This window comes from Streptomyces sp. NPDC090108 (assembly GCF_044747185.1).
Taxonomy (GTDB): Bacteria; Actinomycetota; Actinomycetes; order Streptomycetales; family Streptomycetaceae; genus Streptomyces.
In genome coordinates, this window is the sequence record NZ_JBIVDQ010000003.1 from 258658 (window position 1) to 276686 (window position 18029).

Here is an 18029-nt window from a genome sequence, read left to right on the forward strand (position 1 = left end):
ACCCACTTGTAGCCGGGGCCGGGCGGCGTGTCGCGGTGCCGGGCGGAACGGGCCGGCAGCCACGCGCGCGCTCCGCCGGCGGGTTGCGCGGCGGACGGTGCGGCGGCCCGCTCGGGCCGGTGCCCCGTCACAGCCGTTCCTCCAGACGGTCGAGGAGCGGCAGTGCCGCTCGAAGGGCCGCCCGCTCCCCCGGCGTGAACTCGTCCAGGGCGTGGGCGAGTCGGGCGACGGACTCGGAGCGGCGCTCCTCCAGCATGGCCCGGCCCTCGTCGGTGACCGACACGATGGACCGTCGTCCGTCGGCGGCGTCGGGGGTACGGCGGACCAGCCCGCGCTGTTCGAGACCGGCGAGGGTGGCGGCCATGGCCTGGGGGCGGACGCGTTCGAGTTCGGCGAGCGAACCGGGCGAGTCCGGGCCCTGGGCGGCGAGCCGCGCGAGGACGGAGACCCCTGACAGGGAGATGTCTCCCACGGCGTGTGCCTGGCGCAGCCTGCGCACGGTCCTGCCCATGGCCAGCCTCAGGGCGGCCGCGAGCGCGACCGAGTCCGGTGAGCTGTCGGCAGCGCCTGGGGCTCCGGGACCCGCAGGGGATCTGGAACCAGTAGGGGAACCAGGACCCGTAGGCGATCCGGAACCAGTAGGGGAATCGAGATCCGTAGGGGAACCAGGGTCCGTAGGGGAACCAGAACCCTTAGGGGAACCAGAACCCTTAGGGGACCCGGAACCCTTAGGGAACTCAGGCCCCGTAAGGGACCCGGGACCCGCAGGGGACTCAGGGACCGTAAGGGATCCCGGTCGCGGCGCCCGCGACCCGGCTATGAAGGGGCGGGTTCCGCCCTCGGTAGCGTCCTCCACGTCCACACTTACTAACATTAGATTTATCAGCCTGGACTGTTCAACAGGACGTCGGGCATCGAGCCCGCCTACCGCCAGGGAAACGCCGCACCCTGCCCCTCGTGCCCCACGACGAGGACGGCGGCGTCGTCCTCGTAGCCCACGCTCTCCGCCCCCTTGATCACGGCCGCGGCCAGCGTGTGGACCTCCAGCCCGGCGACGGCCGCGATGCCCGCGAGCCGGACCACCCGGTCGAGCCCCTGTTCCACGCTGAGCGCGGGGCCCTCGACGACTCCGTCGGTCAGCAGGACGAACACGCCCCCGGTGGAGAGCCGGTGCCGGGACACGCGGTACTCCGCTCCCCGCGCGACACCGAGCGGCGGCCCTCCCTCGTCGTCGAACAGGCCGGACTTGCCGTCCGCCGTGGCCCAGACGAACGGGACGTGCCCGGCCCGGGCACTCTCCAGGAGCCCCGACTCCGGGTCGAGGCGGACGAAGGTGCAGGTGGCGAACAGTTCGCCGCCCAGGGAGATCAGCAGGTCGTTGGTCCGGCCGAGGAGTTCGCCCGGGTCGCCGGTCACGGGGGCGAGGGCGCGCAGGCCCGCCCGTACCTGGCCCATGAGGGCGGCGGCCTCGACGTTGTGACCCTGGGCGTCTCCGATGCAGAGCCCGACGCAGCCGTCGGCGAGGGAGAAGGCGTCGTACCAGTCACCGCCGATGTCGAGGCCGTGCCGGGCCGGCGCGTAGCGTACGGCCAGGTGCACGCCGGGGACCTCGGGGAGGTCTCTCGGCAGCATGCCGCGCTGGACCGTCGTGGCGAGCTCGACCTGGGCACGCCGCACCTCTGCTCGTTCGCGCGCCTGAGCGGTGGGCCGGCCGAGCCTTGCCGGCAGCTTGCCGCCGTCTTCCGCGAAGCGCTTGCGGTGCATCGGTCCCTTCCGGACGGGCGGGAGCCTTCGAGAGCGGATACCAACATTTTACCTTCACTGGCTGATATCTCCCCATTACGGGACAAGCCGCCTCGCATTACGGGAGACAAGCCGCCCCGCACCTCGTCCCTCACACCTGCCCCCTACAGCGGCGAGTGCGCCACGACCAGCAGATAGGCCCCGTACAGCAGGGACACGACCGCCAGCGCGACGCCGACCAGCAGGGCCTGAGCCGGGCGGACCCGCCAGGTGCGGGCGAGCGCCAGAGCCGGCGGGACGAGAAGCGGGAAGACCGGCAGAAGGAAGCGCGGCTTGGACGAGAAGGAGCCGGAGGCGCCCACGACGAGCAGGAGCAGGACGCCCGCGAACACCACGAGGGCGAGAGGAGCACGGTCCAGACAGAGCAGCCCGAACAGCACCAGACAGACGATGATGATGATCAGCGCCGTCGGGTAGACCACGCCGCCGCCGTGGAGGAACAGCGCTCCCAGGAAGCGCACCGCGCCGACGCCGAGGTCGAAACGCGAGTCCCAGGCGCTCTGCACCCGGAAGTACCCTCCGAACGGATCACCGGTGCGCCACCCCACCCACAGCACGTAGCCGAACCAGCCCAGCGGGGCGAGCAGGGCGCCGGCCCACAGCCGGACCGGTACCCGCCCGCGCCGGCTCAGTACCTCGTGTGCCGCGGCGGCGCAGACGGCCACCGCCACGGCGAATCCGGTCGGCCGGGCCAGACCGGCCGCCGCGGCGAGCGCGCCCGCCCACACCCAGCGCCCCTTGAGGACGCTGTACAGGGCCCAGGCGGCCAGTGCCGCGAAGAGGGATTCGGTGTAGGCGATGGTCAGCTCGACCGCGTGCGGCAGCACGGCCCACAGGGCGACCAGGGCGGTGGCGGCGGCACGGCCGTACAGATGGTGCCCGATGGCGTAGACGCCGTAGGCCGCCACGATCGCGGCACCCCAGGCGACCAGCAGTGCGGCCTGCCCGGGGGTGACGAAGGGGAGGGCGGCGGTCGCGGACCGGATGAGCAGGGGGTAGAGCGGGAAGAAGGCCCAGTCGGTCTGGACCCCGCCGGTCGGGGTGATCCAGATGAGGCGGCCGTAGCCGTGCGTGGCGATGTGCAGGTACCAGCGTGAGTCCCACGAATGGGCGAGGATCCTGCCCGCCGAGTGGCTGTCGAGACGGGCGCCGACGATCACTGCGGCGACCCCGGCCAGCCGTACCGCCGCGAACAGGGCGAGGGCGAGCGGGGCCCCGTAGGGGATCCGGTCCCGGGCGGCGCGCGGCAGTACCGGACGCGTGACCCGGGAGAGCGCGGGGCGGAGGTGGCCGGACGGCACGGCGGGCTCGGGCCGGGATGCGGAAGACGTGCTCACGCTCCGACCTTGGTCACGCCGTGGTGGCCGTGCAATCCACGACCCGGGTTTCTCGCGGTCTTTAACCCTGATTCAGGAACAGGGACGACCCGGACGACCCCGACCGGACCTCCGGGACGGCACGGGCGGGACCTTCAGAGAAACGAGGACAGTGCCTCCGCGGTCCAGGAAGCGGTGCATGAAGGCGCGCCCGAGCCGCACATGAAGCCATGCGCGCAACCTTGCGCGAAACCCGGGCAATCCGGACCGTGGCGACCCTCACACGCGCCGCCCGGAGAGATCAAAGTAGGGTGTGGCTACCATATGAGCGCCGCCTAGCTCGAAAGTTAGATCTGTGACTGTCAACGACGACTCGTTCACCAACTGGATGCACCGCGAGGAAACCGCGGAGTCGATGATCCCGCTCATCGGGAAGCTGCACCGCGAGCGGGACGTGACCGTCCTGCTGCACAGCCGCTCCCTGGTGAACAAGTCGGTGGTCAGCATCCTGAAGACGCACCGCTTCGCCCGGCAGATCGCCGGCGCCGAGCTGTCGGTCACCGAGACCATGCCGTTCCTGCGGGCCCTGACCACCCTCGACCTCGGGCCCTCCCAGATCGACCTCGGCATGCTCGCCGCCACCTACAAGGCCGACGACCGCGGCCTGAGCGTGGAGGAGTTCACCGCCGAGGCCGTCTCCGGCGCGACCGGCGCCAACAAGATCGAGCGCCGCGAGCCGCGCGATGTCGTCCTGTACGGCTTCGGCCGCATCGGCCGCCTGGTCGCCCGCCTCCTGATCGAGAAGGCCGGCTCCGGCAACGGCCTGCGGCTGCGTGCCATCGTCGTGCGCGGCGGCGGCCCCCGTGCCGCCGGGGACCTCGTCAAGCGCGCCTCGCTGCTGCGGCGCGACTCCATCCACGGCCAGTTCCAGGGCACCATCACCGTGGACGAGGACAGCAGCACGATCCTGGCCAACGGCAACGCGATCAAGGTCATCTACGCCGACGACCCGTCCGCGGTGGACTACACCGAGTACGGCATCCGGGACGCCATCCTCATCGACAACACCGGCAAGTGGCGTGACCGTGAGGGCCTGTCGAACCACCTGCGCCCCGGCATCGACAAGGTCGTGCTGACCGCACCGGGCAAGGGTGACGTCCCGAACATCGTGCACGGCGTGAACCACGACACGATCAAGCCGGACGAGCAGATCCTGTCCTGCGCCTCCTGCACCACCAACGCCATCGTCCCGCCGCTCAAGGCGATGGACGACGAGTACGGCGTACTGCGCGGTCACGTGGAGACGGTCCACTCCTTCACCAACGACCAGAACCTGCTGGACAATTACCACAAGTCCGAGCGCCGCGGCCGGTCCGCGCCGCTCAACATGGTGATCACCGAGACCGGTGCCGCCTCCGCCGTGGCGAAGGCGCTGCCCGACCTCAAGGCGCCCATCACCGGCAGCTCGATCCGCGTCCCGGTCCCGGACGTCTCGATCGCGATCCTCAATCTCCAACTGGCCCGCGAGACGACCCGCGAGGACGTCCACGAGTACCTGCGCGACGTGTCGCTCACCTCGCCGCTCAAGCGCCAGATCGACTTCACGACGGCACCGGACGCGGTCTCCAGCGACTTCATCGGCTCGCGCCACGCCTCGATCGTCGACGCCGGCGCGCTCAAGGTCGACGGCGACAACGCGATCCTCTACCTCTGGTACGACAACGAGTTCGGCTACTCCTGCCAGGTCGTCCGCGTCGTCCAGCACGTCTCGGGCGTGGAGTACCCCACCTACCCGGCCACCACGGCCTGACCGGACCTCCACCCCGTCTGCACAGAGCCATTCGGAACAACCTCAGCTTCTCTGAGAGTTGCTCCTGAACTGCACAGACGGGCACGATCGAAGCACACGGCGAGGGCCGTCACCTACCACTCGGGTGACGGCCCTCAGTGATCATTTCTAGGCGCAGGGAGTTCTCAGGGAGCTTCCACCGGCGCCGACGTCTCAGCCTCGGAAGGGGCGATGCGGAGCTGCCCCAGAGCCTGGCACGGCCGAACCGCCTCCGGGAAGTAGCCGCTCCGGTTCACCGCCTGGACCACGGCGAGACCCCGCCCTTCCCAGTACTCGTCGACCCATGACGCACAGGAGAGTTGGTGTTGTTCATCATGGTGACCACCCAGTGCTCATCCGGCGTTGCTGCGCCCTGCCTGTCTGTCGAAGCGCCAGCCTTCGCGGCAACCATGCGTATCCGCTTGGCTTGAGCCGTACGCCGATCCTCGGCCGCGGCGCGCAGCTCGACATGCTCCATCTCGAGGTTCTGCTGCCGCTCAGCCATGAAGCGCGTCTGGTCTGCGATGAACCCCCCTCTGCTCACTGATCTGCCGACGCTGACTTTTGATCGTCATATACGCGAACCACGCTGCGGCGCCGCAAATATGGGCGCGCCCCAGGTCGGAACGTCCCCCCACTGAACGCCATGCGTACGTTCCCCCGCTTTCTTGATCCTGAAGGAACGCTGTACCGCACCGGCTTGGATCCAGTACACGTCCGACGGCCCTGACGACCGTCACGACGGGGCGAACGTTACAGGACTGCCACAACCACCACACAGGCGGACAGCCCTCGCCATGATGCCCCTTCAGGACATCAGCGCAGGGGGGACCATGAGCAATCCGCCGTACCAGCAGCCCACCGGCCCACAACCGCAATGGGGCGCCCCACCACCCGCTCCCGCCCCGAAGAAGAACAGTGCCGGGAAAGCCATCGGCTGCGGCTGCGCCGGCATCATCGGCCTCTTCATCATCTGCCTGGCCATCGGCGCAGCGGTCGACGAGAACCCCAAGAGCACCACGACCAGCAGCTCCGCCGCGCCACGAAAGGCGCCCCCCGCGCATGCCCCCGCGGCGCAGGCGCCCACGCCTGCGGCCACCACCATGGACAAGCACGAACTGACCCGGCTCAGTGTCGGCGTGGTCTGGGACAGCTACACCTCGGAACAGCGAGACTCGCTCTGCCTGGGAGTCGATGTCTACGGCACCGACTGGTTCGCCAGGCAAATGCACTCCGACAACCTGGATCCGGACTACGCCGCCCAGCTGGTGAAGGCCAAGTGCGCCGCACGATGACACCGCAGACGCAGTTGCAATCCGGCGCCCGGTGATCCATGTCGGGGGCCAAGTCCGGTGTGCCCGGACACTGAAGCTTCCCCGAAGGCCCCGCCCGCTGCGGGGGGGCGTGGAGTACCCCACCTACCCGGCCACCACGGCCTGACCGGACCTCCACCCCGACCGCGCGGTCCTGGACGAACAGCTCCTGAACTGTGCGGACGGGTAGGTCGATACACGCGGCGAGGGCCGTCACCCATCACTCGGGTGACGGCCCTCAGCGGTCGTTCTCCGATGCGGGAGTTCCCCGGGGGCGGGACTCGCAGCCGGTGACGGTGGCCTCTTCGGAGGAAGTGCTGCACCTGCGCGAACAGGCAGGTCCGGCCGCGGTGTTCGGCTGTGAACGACAGTACGGGGTGCTCGCCGAAGGTCCCGTGGACGCCCGGCAGGACCAGCCTCGGACGGCGGAGATCTCCGCGGAGGGGTGACTTTCTCTTCACAGTGCAACCACATCGCCTTTACCTGAGTCATACATGAGCACGCATTCGTCACTTTGGGGGGCTCATGACTCAGCAGGACCCGCACTACCCGCAGTACCCGCAGCAGCCCGGCCAGCCCCACTACGGCCAGCAGCCGCCCGGCGGATGGGCCGGCCCCGGCGCACCGCAGCAGTGGGCACCGCCGCCGCCGAAGAAGAGCAACGCGGGGAAGATCGTCGGATTCGGCTGCCTCGGAGTCGTCGGCCTCTTCGTCGTCCTCGGCATCGCCGGAGCGGCCATGAGCGGTGGCTCCAAGGACACGGCCGACGACAAGCCCGCCCTCGTCACCGACGCGCCCAAGGCCGGACAGCCCAAGAAGGACGACAAGCCGGCCGAGGCCACCAAGACGCAGGCGCAGCAGTTCCAGGCGTGCGTGGCCAAGTCGGGCACGCCCACGGAGAAGGCCGCCGTGAAGCACGTCACCAAGGTGACCGGCACCGACAAGCGCAACGACATCCTGGACTCGGCCGAGGTCTACACCGACTTCACCGGCGGGTTCATGAGCAAGGACGCCGGAGACGCCAAGCTCATCGCCAGCGCGTTCACGTCCTGCTACAAGTCGGACAACGGGCTGGTCACGGTGTACGGCTCGGACGGCGACATGATCTCGAACGCCAACTACTGACCTGACCTATGGGGGCCTGGTCCCGTGGTCGTGCCCCAGTGGCCATCCGGGCTCACCTCAGAGCGGCCTCACGCCGTCGACTCAACAACCAGGCCCCGTCGCGGAATCCCGCCCGCGGCGGGGCCTTCGTACGTCACCCCCGGCAACGACGTTGCACGCTGCTACAGACGGAAATCAAGCTGCTGCGGCCCGCTTCGCCGCATAACCTCCAGGCCGTGGACAAGGAACGCAGTGCTCGGCAACTGGGTCTGATCGGTGAGACCGTCGGGATCGCAAAGACGCTCGGTGTGGAGGTGTGGCTCCGCGGCGGCTGGGCGATGGACTTCTTCCTCGGGGAGGTCACGCGCGACCACGTGGACATCGACTGGTTCGTCCGGGCGAAGGATGCGTCCGCTCTCACTGCCGGCCTCCTGCGTTCGGGCTATGAACCTCTGCCCGGGGCGCCCGCCCACCAGCAGCTCGATTTCCGTAAAGAGGGGATGGAGAGCAGCTTCGCCCTCCTGGACGTCAACCGGTGCGGCCAGGTCGTGGTCGCCGGGGGCCCCTGGGCCGGAGCGGTGTGGCCAAAGGGCATGCTCGACGCTTCCTCGGGCCGTATCGGGGCACTGCGGTGCCCAGCCATCAGTGCTCACGCCCAGATCGAGATCAAGCGGATGATGCCGGTCTGGGTTCCGGGCCGGGCGCGCCGCCCGAAGGATGCCGAGGACATCGCCCGGCTGGAGGCGGCTCTCCAGGAGCGGGGCGCACACCCGGCGTGAGTGCTTCGGCATGCGCGCGGCTCCGCTGTCGCAACGTGGGAGACCGGGTGCGCTCGCGCGAGACCGATGCCGCTGGGGCCGGCGGCCGCCGGGACGGCCGTGTGCCGCCGGTCCCCCGTCACGCCCCCGTCACACCCCCGGGCCGCTCCATGTACGGGAAGCCCAGGCTCTCAAGTGCGGGGCCTGGGCGACGAGATCGCGGTAGGCGGCGGTGGCCGACTGGAACAGGGCGTCCACGATGTCGTCGGTGACCGCGTCGGGGCGCCACGCGAGTACGTACCGGCACCACAGCGGGGAGCCCGCCAGCGGCTTGACGACGACGTGCGGGATGGGCCGCAGGGTCGGCTGCACCATGGAGACGCCGAGGCCGTCCGCGATCATGGTCTGCAACTGGGTCGTGTCGCCCAGGAATTCGTGCACGGCGACCGGGGTGAACCCGGCGGCCGTGCAGGCGTCGTAGAACACGCCCGGCCAGCCCGCACCGTCGTCCGGGGTGAGGAACCACTCGTCCTCGGCCAGGTCCGCGAGCTGGACCTGGGCGTACTGGCGCAGCCGGTGCCGGTCGGGCAGTGCGACGAACGTCGGCTCGGTGACGATCCCGCGATGCCGGACCGCGGCCGAGTGGCGCAGTTCCATGCCCGGATAGTCGGCGGCGATGGCGACGTCCGCGGCGCCCTCCTCCAGCAGTTCCACGATGCGCGAGGAGGCGTAGACGCTGGTCATCGTGAGGGACAGTTCCGGCAGCCGGGTGCGGGCGCGGGACAGCGTGCCCGAGAGCACGGGCGAGTTGGTCGCCGCGACGCGCAGTGTCCGGCGCGGCCGGACGGCGGCCGGCCGGTGGCCGATGGCGTCGGCGCGGGCGAGCACGTCCCGGGCCTGGTCCACGACCTCGGCCCCGTACGGCGTCACCCGTGCGCCGCTCGCGTCCCGCTCGAACAGCGGCTCGCCCAGATGCCGCTCGATGCGCGTGAGCTGCGTGCTCACGGCGGGCTGCGAGTACCCGAGCTGTGCCGCCGCCCGGCCCACGCTGCCCGTGTCGGCGACCGCGCACAGCACGCGCAGGTGCCGAAGCTCCAGCTCCATCAGCTCCACTCCCCGTTCCGCTCCACGCGGCCACTCGACAGCCGGCCCAGGGCCGGTACGCGACCGCTCCGCGGCCCGGTCCACAGTCCGCTCCGTGGCACGCTCCGCGGCCCGGTCCATGGCCGGTACGCAGCCGATACGCGGCCGGTCCATTGTGCCTCCACCGGCGTGGGCGGTGACCGGATGTCCGGCTACAGTTGTTTCTTGTTTGCCTAAAGGATTTAGGTTTCCACATAATCTGTTCAGTTCAGAAGGAGGTGCTTCATGGTGCGCGCGGGTCTGACCACGGAACGTCTGGTGCGGGCGGGAGCGGAGCTGGCCGACGAGGCCGGCTTCGAGCAGGTGACGGTGTCGGCGCTGGCGCGGCGGTTCGACGTGAAGGTCGCGAGTCTGTACTCCCACGTGAAGAACTCGCACGACCTGAGAAGCGGGATCGCCCTGCTCGCTCTGGAGGAACTCGCCGACCGCGCCGCCGAGGCCCTCGCGGGCCGGGCCGGCAAGGACGCCCTCAGCGCCTTCGCGAACGCCTACCGCGACTACGCCCGGGAGCACCCCGGCCGGTACGAGGCGGCCCGGTACCGCCTGGATCCGGAGACGGCCGCCGCGAGCGCCGGCGGGCGGCACGCGGAGATGACCCGGGCGATCCTGCGCGGATACGACCTGACCGAGCCCGACCAGACGCACGCGGTACGGCTGCTGGGCAGTGTGTTCCAGGGCTTCGTCACCCTGGAGACGGCAGGCGGTTTCAGCCACAGCGCGCCCGGCTCCGAGGAGTCGTGGACCCGCGTCATCGACGCCCTCGACAGCCTGCTGCGCACCTGGCCGGCGGCCTGAACACACCCAGGACACGGAATACGGGACGCGCGCTCCTCTTCCCCCTGCCGTCGAGCGCCGGCCCCCTCGGCGCCGCAGTCCCGGCCCGGCTCCACGCCTCCCCGACCCGGGCCAGAAGCCCCAGCCCCGCCCTCCGGCCCGACCAGCGGCGCCCGGGCTCCGGACCACCCGCCCGACCCATGACACCCGGCCCACGACCCACGACCCACCGACAGGCTCGCCTCATGCCCACCACCTCGTACGACTGGATCACCACCCCCCTCACCCCGGCTCTCGTGCGCGGCGCGCTCGATCTGGAGCGCACCGGTAACGGCCTGCTCCCGCACCGGCTCCCCGCGTGGGCCCGGGCTCAGTGCGCCGACCCGCAGCTGCTCATGGCGGAGTCGCAGCCGTCCGGCGTGAGGCTCGTCCTCCGCACCCGTGCCACCGCCGTCGAGCTGGACACCCTGCCGACCCGGCGGGTCTACCTGGGCGCCCCGCCGCGCCCGGACGGGGTGTACGACCTGCTCGTCGACGGACGCCCGGCCGGCTCCGCGAGCGTCGACGGCGGCGACACCCTGGTGATCGACCTGGCCACGGGGTCCGCCGAGCGGCGTCCCGGCCCGGTGGGGACCGTTCGCTTCACCGGACTGCCCGGCCACGCCAAGGACGTCGAGATCTGGCTGCCGCACAACGAGACCACCGAGCTGGTCGCCCTGCGCACCGACGCGCCGGTGGAGCCCGTCCCGGACCGGGGCCGCAAGGTGTGGCTGCACCACGGCAGTTCCATCAGCCACGGTTCCGACGCCGCGACCCCCACCACGACCTGGCCGGCGCTCGCCGCCGCGCTCGGCGGCGTGGACCTGGTCAACGTGGGACTGGGCGGCGGCGCCCTGCTCGACCCGTTCACCGCGCGCACCCTGCGGGACACGCCCGCCGACCTGATCAGCCTCAAGCTGGGTATCAACCTGGTCAACACCGACCTCATGCGGCTGCGCGCCTTCGGCCCCGCCGTCCACGGCTTCCTCGACACCGTCCGCGAGGGACACCCCGCCACCCCGCTGCTCGTGGTCTCGCCGATCCTGTGCCCCCTCCACGAGGACACCCCGGGGCCCAGCGTGCCGGACCTGTCCGCGCTCGGCGCCGGGCTGCTGCGGTTCCGGGCGGCCGGAGACCCGGCGGAGACGGCCCGGGGGAAACTGACACTGAACGTCATCAGGGAGGAACTGGACCGAATCGTGCGGCAGCGTGCCGCCGACGACCCCCACCTCCATCTGCTCGACGGCCGCGACCTGTACGGAGCCGCCGACTTCGCCGAACTGCCGCTCCCCGACGGCCTCCACCCGGACGCCGCCACGCACCGCCGCATCGGGGAGCGCTTCTCGGCGCGGGTCTTCGGGCCGGGCGGCCCCTTCACGGACGGCCCTCTCGCTCCGGCCGACGCCGACTGAGCCGCGGTGGGCCCCCACAACCGGAGGACCCCGCTTCCCCCGTCGGCCCGACCGCCGCCGGAGAGCGAGCCGCCGGCCCGCCGCCGCACGCCCCGCCCCGCCCCGCCCCGCCCCGCACCGGTGCGGACCACACCGCCCGATGCGGACCGCCCCGCGTCACACGAGGTGCGCGAACACCACCAGGTTCTCGGTGTAGTCCTTCGCCGTGTGGTCGTAGTCGCCCGCGCAGGTGATGAGCCGTACCTCGGGGCGGGACGCGTCGGCGTACACGCGCTCGCTGGGGAAGGCGTCCTTCTCGAACGTCTCGGCGCTGTCCACGACGAAGTCCGCCGTACGGCCGTCGGCCCGTTCCACGGAGAACCTGTCGCCGCGCACCAGGTCCTCGAGGCCGGCGAAGACGGCGGCCGAGGTCGTCGTGTCCACGTGGCCGGCGATGATCGCGGTCCCCTTCTCCCCCGGTGACACGCCCTTGGCGTACCAGCCGACCAGGTTGGTGTTGCCGGCCGGCGGGGGTTCGAGCTGGCCGGAGGCCCCGATGACGAGGGCGGTGAAGGGGGCGTCGACGCCGATCTTCGGGATGCGCAGCCGGGTCGGCGCGGAGTGGGGCAGCCCCTGGCCCGCCGTGCGCGGGTCGGCCGTGGCGACGCCGGCCCGGGAGGTGCCGGAGGCGTCGGTCGTACCGCGGTGACCGCCGAGCACGCTGAAGGCGAGGACGACGATCGCCACGCCCCACAGCGTCAGCCGGCCGCCGCGGCCCGGGGTCTGCTCGTGCGACGCCGGTGCGGCGGAGTGCGGGGAGGAGGGATCTGCTGCCATCGGACACCACCTCACTCGGGCACGGCAGCACGGGGATCGGGATGCGGGTGGCGCGGGCCGCCGGCACGGAGACGCACCGGCGGCGGCCGCGGCATCCGGGTGGGGGAACCCGGGGGCGGTTCAGGAGCCCTGCTCGGCCCTCTTGCGGCGCAGCGCGTACAGGCCGGTGGCGCCTACGGCGAGGACGGCGAGGCCGCCCGTGGAGACACCGGAGCCGGCCAGGGCGCCGCCGCCGGTGTGCATGCCGCCGCGAGGCTCGTCACGGCCACTGCCCTTGTCGTAACCGTCGTCGCCCGAGTCGCCGTTGTCCCCCTTGTCGCGCCCGCCACCGTTGCCGTTGCCGTTGCCGTTGCCGTTCCCGTTCCCGTTGCCGTTGCCGGAGCCGCTGTCGCCCTTGTCCTTGTAGGTCTCCGGGTCGAACCTGCTGTCACCGGAGCCGGAGCCGCCACTGTCGCTGCGGACCGCCGCGAGGGCGCCGCCGCCGGTGTGCATGCCGCCGCGCGGCTCGTCACGGCCGCTGCCCTTGTCGTAACCACTGCCGGAGTCGTCGCCCCGGTCTCCGCCGGAGCCCTTGTCGCGGCCGCTTCCGGAGTCGTTTCCGGAGCCCTTGTCCCGGCCGCCGCCGGAACCGCTGTCGCGGTCGCTGTTGTAGGAGGAGTCGTCCCGGTTTCCGCCGTCCGCCGCGAGCGCGGCGCCGGGTGTCGCGCAGGCGAGCGCCGCGGAGGCGGCCGCCGAGGCGAGAAGAATGCGGGCAGAGCGCATGTCGTCGTCCTTCCGCCGTGACCGGGCAGCGGATCCGTCATCGGCTGTAGAGCCCGGCCTCGACATGACCCACCGTCGATCAGGCCGTTGCACCGCACCATCCAGGCCGCCCAGCCGGGTCACCTCTCCACCCGTCTGTCGCAGCGACACGCCGTCACAGCCCCCGTTCGGACCCACCCGCGTCACCCGCGAGCACGTCACGCCGATGTGCCTCGGGCCCGTTGTCCGGGGCGGGTTCGAGCACGGCCCTTGTTATGACGATCTTCGTACCCCAGGCTGATGCCGACAGCAGGCAATGACCGGCTCGGTGGGAGGCCTCGGTGGCGGACGGAATCGCGCGGGCGATGTGGGAACGGTACGAACCGGTGCACGATCTCGTGTACTTCGCGCCCGAGGCGAGGCGGGCCGCGGACGGGCTGGGGCTGCGCGGCTACTGGATGGGGTACTTCGCGCTGCGGGCCGCGCCGCTCGGCGCGGCGGGACCGGCCGTCGTGACGAGCTGCTTCTACGTCTTCCATCCGCGCAGGGTGGGCCGGGCGCTGCCGGACGCCTGGACGTACACCACGCCGGCGGACGCGCTGGCGGCCCGGTGGGAGGCCGTGGACGCGGCGGCGACGCGGGTGCTGGGCGCGGACGTGGCCCGGTCGGCGGAGCTGGCCGAGGCGGCGGACCTCGCGTGGGAGGCGGCGGCCGCCGCGGACACGACGGGCCGGGTGCTGGCCGCGGCGAACCAGGCGCTGGAGCGGCCGGAGCGGCCCGCCGTGCGGCTGTGGCAGGCGCTGACGACGCTGCGCGAGCACCGGGGCGACGGTCACATCGCGGTCCTGGTGGGCCGGGGGGTCGGGCCGGTGGAGGCGATGGTCCTCAAGGCGGCCGTCGGGGACTCCGACAAGGCGTTCCTGCGCGACACGCGGCAGTGGGAGCCGGCCGAGTGGCAGGACGCGGAGCGGCGGATGCGGGAGCGGGGGCTGCTCACGCCGGACGGCGCCCTGACGCCCGCCGGAGTCACGCTGCGCGAGGAGGTGGAGGCGTCGACCGACGCGGCGGCCGAGAGTCCCTGGACCGCGCTCGGCGCGGACCGCAGCGCCCGCCTCGCCGCTCTGCTGGAGCCGCTGACCCGCGCCGTGGAGACCTCGGGCATGTTCCCGCCCGGCAACCTGGTCGGCCTCACCCGTCAGCGCCCCGCGGCTCGCTGACACCGCGCCGGGTCGCGCCGGCCGGGCGCCCGGTGCAGAGCGGGCACCTCTCGGCCGTGCGGCCCGGCCCGGTCCCGGTGGAGACCGAGGCGCCCTGTCACCGTGTGGCGCGGCCCAGGTGACAGTGGCGAGCGGGACGCCCTTTCGCCGTGCGGCACGGCCCGCCGTGGACACCGGGGCGCCCTGTCACCGCGCGGCGCGGCCCAGGTGACAGTGGAGAGCGAGACGCCCCCTCGCCGCGCGGCACTGCCCCCCGTGGACACCGGGGCACCCTTTCACCGTGCGGCGCGGCACGACCCTCCGTGGACACCGGGGCACCCCTCCACCGCGCGGCGCGGCACGGCACCGCCGGCCGACGCCCCGGACGGGAGCGGCCGTGCGCGACCGTGCGTGGCCGCTCGCCGCAACGGCCGGGATTCGCCGCCTGGCCGTCTTTTCGCCCGTCGTACCCTGGGCCCGTGGTCGAGCGAGACGAGGATCCGGGGCAGGTGGCGTCACGGCTCACCGGGCTCCGGGTCACGGATGCGGCACCGGCGTCCGGGTCGCCCGCCGAGGTGACCCTGGAGGACGGCACGACGGTGATGGTCAAGCGCGGTGACGGCCCCGGCGCGGTACGCGCCGAGGTGGCGGGTCTGCGCTGGCTCGGCGCGGCGGGAGCCGTACGGGTGCCCGAGGTGCTCGGCCACGACGAGTGGTGGATGGTCTCCGAGCGGGTACGGACGGGGCGGCCCGGCCCCGGGGCGGGCGTGCGTTTCGGCCACGCGCTGGCGGCACTGCACGCCGCCGGGGCGCCCGCGTTCGGGGCGCCGCCGCCGGGCGGCCCGGAGGCGGCCCGCATCGGCCGCGCGCCGATGCGCAACGTGCCCGGAGCCGACTGGCCCTCCTGGTACGCCGAGCACCGCGTCCTGCCGTACCTGCGCGACGCGGTCGACGCCGGGACCATCGGGCCCGGCGAGGCCCTCGTCGTGGAGCGGGTGTGCGAGCGGCTGCCCGAACTCGCGGGCCCGGCGGAGCCGCCCGCGCGGCTGCACGGCGACCTGTGGAACGGCAATGTGCTGTGGGGCGCCGACGGCGAGGTACGGATCATCGACCCGGCCGCGCACGGCGGTCACCGGGAGACGGACCTGGCGATGCTGAGCCTGTTCGGCTGCCCCTGTCTGAACCACGTGCTGGAGGGGTACCAGGAGGCGGCGGCGCCGGCCGACGGCTGGCGGCGGCGGGTCGGGCTGCATCAGCTCTTTCCGCTGCTGGTGCACACGGTGCTGTTCGGACGGGGGTACGCGGAACAGGCTCTCGTGACGGCACGCGGTGTACTGGCGGCCTGAGCGGGCGGGCATCACCTCCGTAGGACGGGCCGGTGTCCCCGCACAGGTCCGCCGGGTCCCCGCGCAGCCTCCCCGGCGCGTTCGGCGTCCTTGTACCTGAGCGCCGGACACCCCGTGCCCCAGGCGCCGGTGACGGAGCGTGAGGAACCCAATCGCCCGTTCGAATCGTATAAGGACGTGAAAGCCGAATCAGGGAGAGACCATGCAACCGTTCACGCTCAACTATGCGCGACCCGCTGTGCAGTTGGATGTCATCGCTCCGTACGCGTACGACTCCGGACTGCAGTTGAACGTCCTCCCGGACGGGCGGATCGCCGCCACGGACCACGCGACCCTGCGTGCCCTGGGTACGACGACCTCCACGGCGGGGTCCAAAACACACTTCGACGACTGAACGCGGGCCCGCTGAAGATGACCGTACTCATCCTGACCAGTGAAGAGGACGTGACGGCGGACCTGGTGGTGCTCCGGCTGGGCGAGGCGGGCGTGCCCGTCGTCAGGTTCGACCCCGCCGATCTCACCAACGGGGTCGCCCTGTCGGGCGAGTACATGGGGGGTTCCTGTGGCGGGCATCTGTCCGTCGGCGGCCGCCTGGTGAGCCTCGACGGGGTGCGCTCGGTCTGGGTGCGCAGACCGGGAAAGGCGGCCCTGCGCGCGGCCCAGCCGTCCGCGTGGCTGACGGAGGAGTCCACGCAGGCGCTGTACGGCATGCTGCGCTGCACCGGGGCGCGCTGGATGAACCATCCCGACGCCGCCCGGCGGGCCCGGCAGAAGCCCTGGCAGCTGCGGCTGGCTCAGCTCAGCGGTCTCGCGGTGCCGGCCACGCTCATCACGACGTTCCCGCAGGCGGCCCGGGAGTTCGCCGAACGGTTCCCGGACCTCGTGGTCAAGCCCGTCTCCGGGAGCCACCCCCAGGAGCCGCCGCGTGCGGTGCCGACGAGCAGGGTCGCGCCCGACACGGACTTCACGGCGGTCGCCTACGGCCCGACGCTGCTCCAGCGGCGGGTCGCCAAGCAGGCGGACATCCGGCTGACGGCCGTGGGGAACACGCTGCTCGCCGCGCGCAAGCGGACCGATCCCGACGCCCATCCCGACGACGTGGACGTACGGTTCGCGCCCTCGGCCTCCCCCTGGCGGGCCGCCGAGGTGCCCCCGCGTGTCGCCGAGGCCGTCCGCCGCTACCTCGCGGATGCGGAACTCTCCTACGGCGCGTTCGACTTCGCGGAGGACACGGACGGCGACTGGTGGTTCCTGGAGTGCAACCAGTCGGGTCAGTTCGGGTTCGTCGAGCTGGACACCGGGCAGCCGATCGCCGCGACGATCGCGCGCTGGCTGGCCGGAGACGAAGAGCCGCCGCAGCCGTATGTCAACGGTGAGCGGGACACGGCGCGCTGACGCCGCGGAACCCGGATCGGAGAAAGGGACACGACATGCGCATCGGACTGCTGGGAACGGGCCCCTGGGCCCGTGCGGCCTACGCCCCAGCCCTCGCCGGGCATTCCGGCCTGGAGTTCACCGGGGTGTGGGGCCGCCGTCCGGAGGCGGCGGGCGCCCTCGCGCGGGAGCACGGCGTGCGGGCGTACGACGACGTGGACACCCTGCTGGCCGACGTGGACGCGGTGGCGGTGGCGCTGCCGCCGTCCGTGCAGGCGGAGCTGGCGGTGCGCGCGGCACGGGCGGGACGCCATCTGCTGCTGGACAAGCCGCTGGCGCTGGGGGCCGCCGAGGCGGCGGCCGTGGCCGGGGAGGCCGAGCGGGCGGGGGTGGCGTCGGTGGTGTTCTTCACCACCAGGTTCCAGAAGGAACCGGACGCCTGGATCGCGGAACAGGCCGCCGCGGCGGGCTGGTTCACGGCGCGCGCCCAGTGGCTGGGCGCGGTGTTCACCAGTGACAGCCCGTTCGCCGACTCGCCGTGGCGGCGTGAGAAGGGCGCGCTGTGGGACGTGGGCCCGCACGCGCTCTCCGTACTGCTTCCGGTGCTCGGTGACGTACGCCAGGTCCTGGCCGCGGCGCACGGACCCGCGGACACCGTGCATCTGGTCCTCGAACACGCCACCGGCGCCTCCAGCACGCTGACCCTGAGCCTGACGGCGCCGCCCGCGGCGGCCGGCGCCGATGTCGAGCTGCGCGGGGAGTCAGGGGTGTCCCTCCTGCCGCGAAGCACGGAGGGCGCGATACCCGCCCTCACCCGGGCCGCCGACGCGCTGCTGACCGCCGCCCGCACGGGCCGGCCGCACCCCTGCGACGCGGGGTTCGGCAGACGTGTCACCGAGATTCTGGCGACGGCGGAGTCCCGGCTGGCGGAGGGGGCGCCGGTCCAGGTCCACTGAGCACGCGTGCCGCCGGCAGGGGCACCGGCACGTCCGGCGGGCGGACCGGCTCCGCCGGTCGCGCCGGGGTGCCGGGGTGCCGGGGTGCCGCCGTCACGATCGGCGTCCCT

At 72.4% G+C, this 18029-nt stretch carries 19 protein-coding genes; 12 read left to right on the forward strand and 7 right to left on the reverse strand.

Features of this window, described 5'->3' with window-relative positions:
- Nucleotides 1-127 precede the first annotated feature (127 nt).
- The 3 genes from ACIPRD_RS11275 to ACIPRD_RS11285 form a co-directional block, all read right to left on the reverse strand.
- The gene (locus tag ACIPRD_RS11275) at nt 128-511 is read right to left on the reverse strand and encodes a MarR family winged helix-turn-helix transcriptional regulator (protein ID WP_401562263.1); all 384 of its coding nucleotides are present in this window, start codon (nt 509-511) and stop codon (nt 128-130) included.
- Between the two features lie 413 nt (nt 512-924).
- A complete protein-coding gene (locus tag ACIPRD_RS11280) occupies nt 925-1764 on the reverse strand; it encodes a PP2C family protein-serine/threonine phosphatase (RefSeq protein WP_401562265.1) in 840 nt (279 codons plus the stop codon).
- 143 nt (nt 1765-1907) lie between these two features.
- Nucleotides 1908-3140 carry a hypothetical protein gene (locus tag ACIPRD_RS11285; RefSeq protein ID WP_401562267.1) on the reverse strand — a complete coding sequence of 411 codons (1233 nt, stop codon included), beginning with the start codon at nt 3138-3140 and terminating at the stop codon, nt 1908-1910.
- A 334-nt stretch (nt 3141-3474) separates the two neighbouring features.
- Between ACIPRD_RS11285 and ACIPRD_RS11290 the strand changes: the two genes are divergently transcribed.
- Nucleotides 3475-4929 carry a glyceraldehyde-3-phosphate dehydrogenase gene (locus ACIPRD_RS11290; RefSeq protein WP_401562269.1) on the forward strand — a complete coding sequence of 485 codons (1455 nt, stop codon included), beginning with the start codon at nt 3475-3477 and terminating at the stop codon, nt 4927-4929.
- Between the two features lie 271 nt (nt 4930-5200).
- On the opposite strand, the gene ACIPRD_RS11295 is transcribed toward ACIPRD_RS11290, so the two are convergent.
- Nucleotides 5201-5452 (reverse strand): hypothetical protein, encoded by a 252-nt coding sequence (locus ACIPRD_RS11295; protein WP_401562271.1) that lies wholly within the window; start codon nt 5450-5452, stop codon nt 5201-5203.
- A gap of 328 nt (nt 5453-5780) precedes the next feature.
- Here ACIPRD_RS11295 and ACIPRD_RS11300 point away from each other — a divergent pair, with 328 nt between their 5' ends.
- The 4 genes from ACIPRD_RS11300 (at nt 5781) to ACIPRD_RS11315 (ending at nt 8143) form a co-directional block, all read left to right on the forward strand.
- Nucleotides 5781-6242 carry a hypothetical protein gene (locus ACIPRD_RS11300; protein WP_401562273.1) on the forward strand — a complete coding sequence of 154 codons (462 nt, stop codon included), beginning with the start codon at nt 5781-5783 and terminating at the stop codon, nt 6240-6242.
- 308 nt (nt 6243-6550) lie between these two features.
- Nucleotides 6551-6709: a hypothetical protein gene (locus ACIPRD_RS11305; RefSeq protein ID WP_401562275.1), complete on the forward strand. Its 159-nt coding sequence runs from the start codon at nt 6551-6553 to the stop codon at nt 6707-6709.
- A gap of 76 nt (nt 6710-6785) precedes the next feature.
- Entirely contained in the window at nt 6786-7385 is a 600-nt protein-coding gene (locus ACIPRD_RS11310) for a hypothetical protein (RefSeq protein ID WP_401562277.1), read from the forward strand.
- A 215-nt stretch (nt 7386-7600) separates the two neighbouring features.
- A complete protein-coding gene (locus tag ACIPRD_RS11315; protein WP_356402952.1) occupies nt 7601-8143 on the forward strand; it encodes a nucleotidyltransferase domain-containing protein in 543 nt (180 codons plus the stop codon).
- Between the two features lie 129 nt (nt 8144-8272).
- Here the strand turns inward: ACIPRD_RS11315 and ACIPRD_RS11320 are convergent, their stop codons facing one another.
- A complete protein-coding gene (locus tag ACIPRD_RS11320) occupies nt 8273-9226 on the reverse strand; it encodes a LysR family transcriptional regulator (protein WP_401562279.1) in 954 nt (317 codons plus the stop codon).
- A 264-nt stretch (nt 9227-9490) separates the two neighbouring features.
- On the opposite strand from ACIPRD_RS11320, the gene ACIPRD_RS11325 reads away from it, so the two are divergent.
- Nucleotides 9491-10060: a WHG domain-containing protein gene (locus ACIPRD_RS11325; RefSeq protein WP_356402958.1), complete on the forward strand. Its 570-nt coding sequence runs from the start codon at nt 9491-9493 to the stop codon at nt 10058-10060.
- Nucleotides 10061-10284: 224 nt separating this feature from the next.
- The gene (locus ACIPRD_RS11330; protein WP_401562281.1) at nt 10285-11490 is read left to right on the forward strand and encodes a GDSL-type esterase/lipase family protein; all 1206 of its coding nucleotides are present in this window, start codon (nt 10285-10287) and stop codon (nt 11488-11490) included.
- Nucleotides 11491-11646: 156 nt separating this feature from the next.
- Here the strand turns inward: ACIPRD_RS11330 and ACIPRD_RS11335 are convergent, their stop codons facing one another.
- Nucleotides 11647-12306: a class F sortase gene (locus ACIPRD_RS11335; RefSeq protein WP_356402964.1), complete on the reverse strand. Its 660-nt coding sequence runs from the start codon at nt 12304-12306 to the stop codon at nt 11647-11649.
- Between the two features lie 120 nt (nt 12307-12426).
- Nucleotides 12427-13068 carry a hypothetical protein gene (locus ACIPRD_RS11340; RefSeq protein ID WP_401562283.1) on the reverse strand — a complete coding sequence of 214 codons (642 nt, stop codon included), beginning with the start codon at nt 13066-13068 and terminating at the stop codon, nt 12427-12429.
- A 320-nt stretch (nt 13069-13388) separates the two neighbouring features.
- On the opposite strand from ACIPRD_RS11340, the gene ACIPRD_RS11345 reads away from it, so the two are divergent.
- The 5 genes from ACIPRD_RS11345 to ACIPRD_RS11365 all read left to right on the forward strand — a co-directional run bounded on the left by ACIPRD_RS11345 (nt 13389) and on the right by ACIPRD_RS11365 (nt 17919).
- Nucleotides 13389-14264, forward strand: coding sequence for a hypothetical protein (locus tag ACIPRD_RS11345; RefSeq protein WP_401562285.1), 876 nt, complete (start codon nt 13389-13391; stop codon nt 14262-14264).
- Nucleotides 14265-14752: 488 nt separating this feature from the next.
- Nucleotides 14753-15589, forward strand: coding sequence for a fructosamine kinase family protein (locus ACIPRD_RS11350; RefSeq protein WP_356403105.1), 837 nt, complete (start codon nt 14753-14755; stop codon nt 15587-15589).
- A gap of 202 nt (nt 15590-15791) precedes the next feature.
- Nucleotides 15792-15983 (forward strand): putative ATP-grasp-modified RiPP, encoded by a 192-nt coding sequence (tgmA, locus tag ACIPRD_RS11355; RefSeq protein ID WP_189893498.1) that lies wholly within the window; start codon nt 15792-15794, stop codon nt 15981-15983.
- Between the two features lie 17 nt (nt 15984-16000).
- Complete coding sequence (gene tgmB / locus ACIPRD_RS11360) at nt 16001-16984, forward strand: ATP-grasp ribosomal peptide maturase (protein ID WP_401562287.1); 984 nt, start codon at nt 16001-16003, stop codon at nt 16982-16984.
- Nucleotides 16985-17019: 35 nt separating this feature from the next.
- Nucleotides 17020-17919 (forward strand): Gfo/Idh/MocA family oxidoreductase, encoded by a 900-nt coding sequence (locus tag ACIPRD_RS11365; RefSeq protein ID WP_356402977.1) that lies wholly within the window; start codon nt 17020-17022, stop codon nt 17917-17919.
- The last annotated feature ends 110 nt before the right edge of the window (nt 17920-18029 follow it).

Excerpts from the sequence above, each read along its gene's own strand:
- ACIPRD_RS11275 (WP_401562263.1), bottom strand. The coding sequence starts at position 511 with ATGGGCAGGACCGTGCGCAGGCTGCGCCAGGCACACGCCGTGGGAGAC.
- ACIPRD_RS11280 (WP_401562265.1), bottom strand. The coding sequence starts at position 1,764 with ATGCACCGCAAGCGCTTCGCGGAAGACGGCGGCAAGCTGCCGGCAAGG.
- ACIPRD_RS11295 (WP_401562271.1), bottom strand. The coding sequence starts at position 5,452 with ATGGCTGAGCGGCAGCAGAACCTCGAGATGGAGCATGTCGAGCTGCGC.
- ACIPRD_RS11300 (WP_401562273.1), top strand. The coding sequence starts at position 5,781 with ATGAGCAATCCGCCGTACCAGCAGCCCACCGGCCCACAACCGCAATGG.
- ACIPRD_RS11310 (WP_401562277.1), top strand. The coding sequence starts at position 6,786 with ATGACTCAGCAGGACCCGCACTACCCGCAGTACCCGCAGCAGCCCGGC.
- ACIPRD_RS11320 (WP_401562279.1), bottom strand. The coding sequence starts at position 9,226 with ATGGAGCTGGAGCTTCGGCACCTGCGCGTGCTGTGCGCGGTCGCCGAC.
- ACIPRD_RS11325 (WP_356402958.1), top strand. The coding sequence starts at position 9,491 with ATGGTGCGCGCGGGTCTGACCACGGAACGTCTGGTGCGGGCGGGAGCG.
- ACIPRD_RS11330 (WP_401562281.1), top strand. The coding sequence starts at position 10,285 with ATGCCCACCACCTCGTACGACTGGATCACCACCCCCCTCACCCCGGCT.
- ACIPRD_RS11335 (WP_356402964.1), bottom strand. The coding sequence starts at position 12,306 with ATGGCAGCAGATCCCTCCTCCCCGCACTCCGCCGCACCGGCGTCGCAC.
- ACIPRD_RS11340 (WP_401562283.1), bottom strand. The coding sequence starts at position 13,068 with ATGCGCTCTGCCCGCATTCTTCTCGCCTCGGCGGCCGCCTCCGCGGCG.
- tgmA (WP_189893498.1), top strand. The coding sequence starts at position 15,792 with ATGCAACCGTTCACGCTCAACTATGCGCGACCCGCTGTGCAGTTGGAT.
- tgmB (WP_401562287.1), top strand. The coding sequence starts at position 16,001 with ATGACCGTACTCATCCTGACCAGTGAAGAGGACGTGACGGCGGACCTG.
- ACIPRD_RS11365 (WP_356402977.1), top strand. The coding sequence starts at position 17,020 with ATGCGCATCGGACTGCTGGGAACGGGCCCCTGGGCCCGTGCGGCCTAC.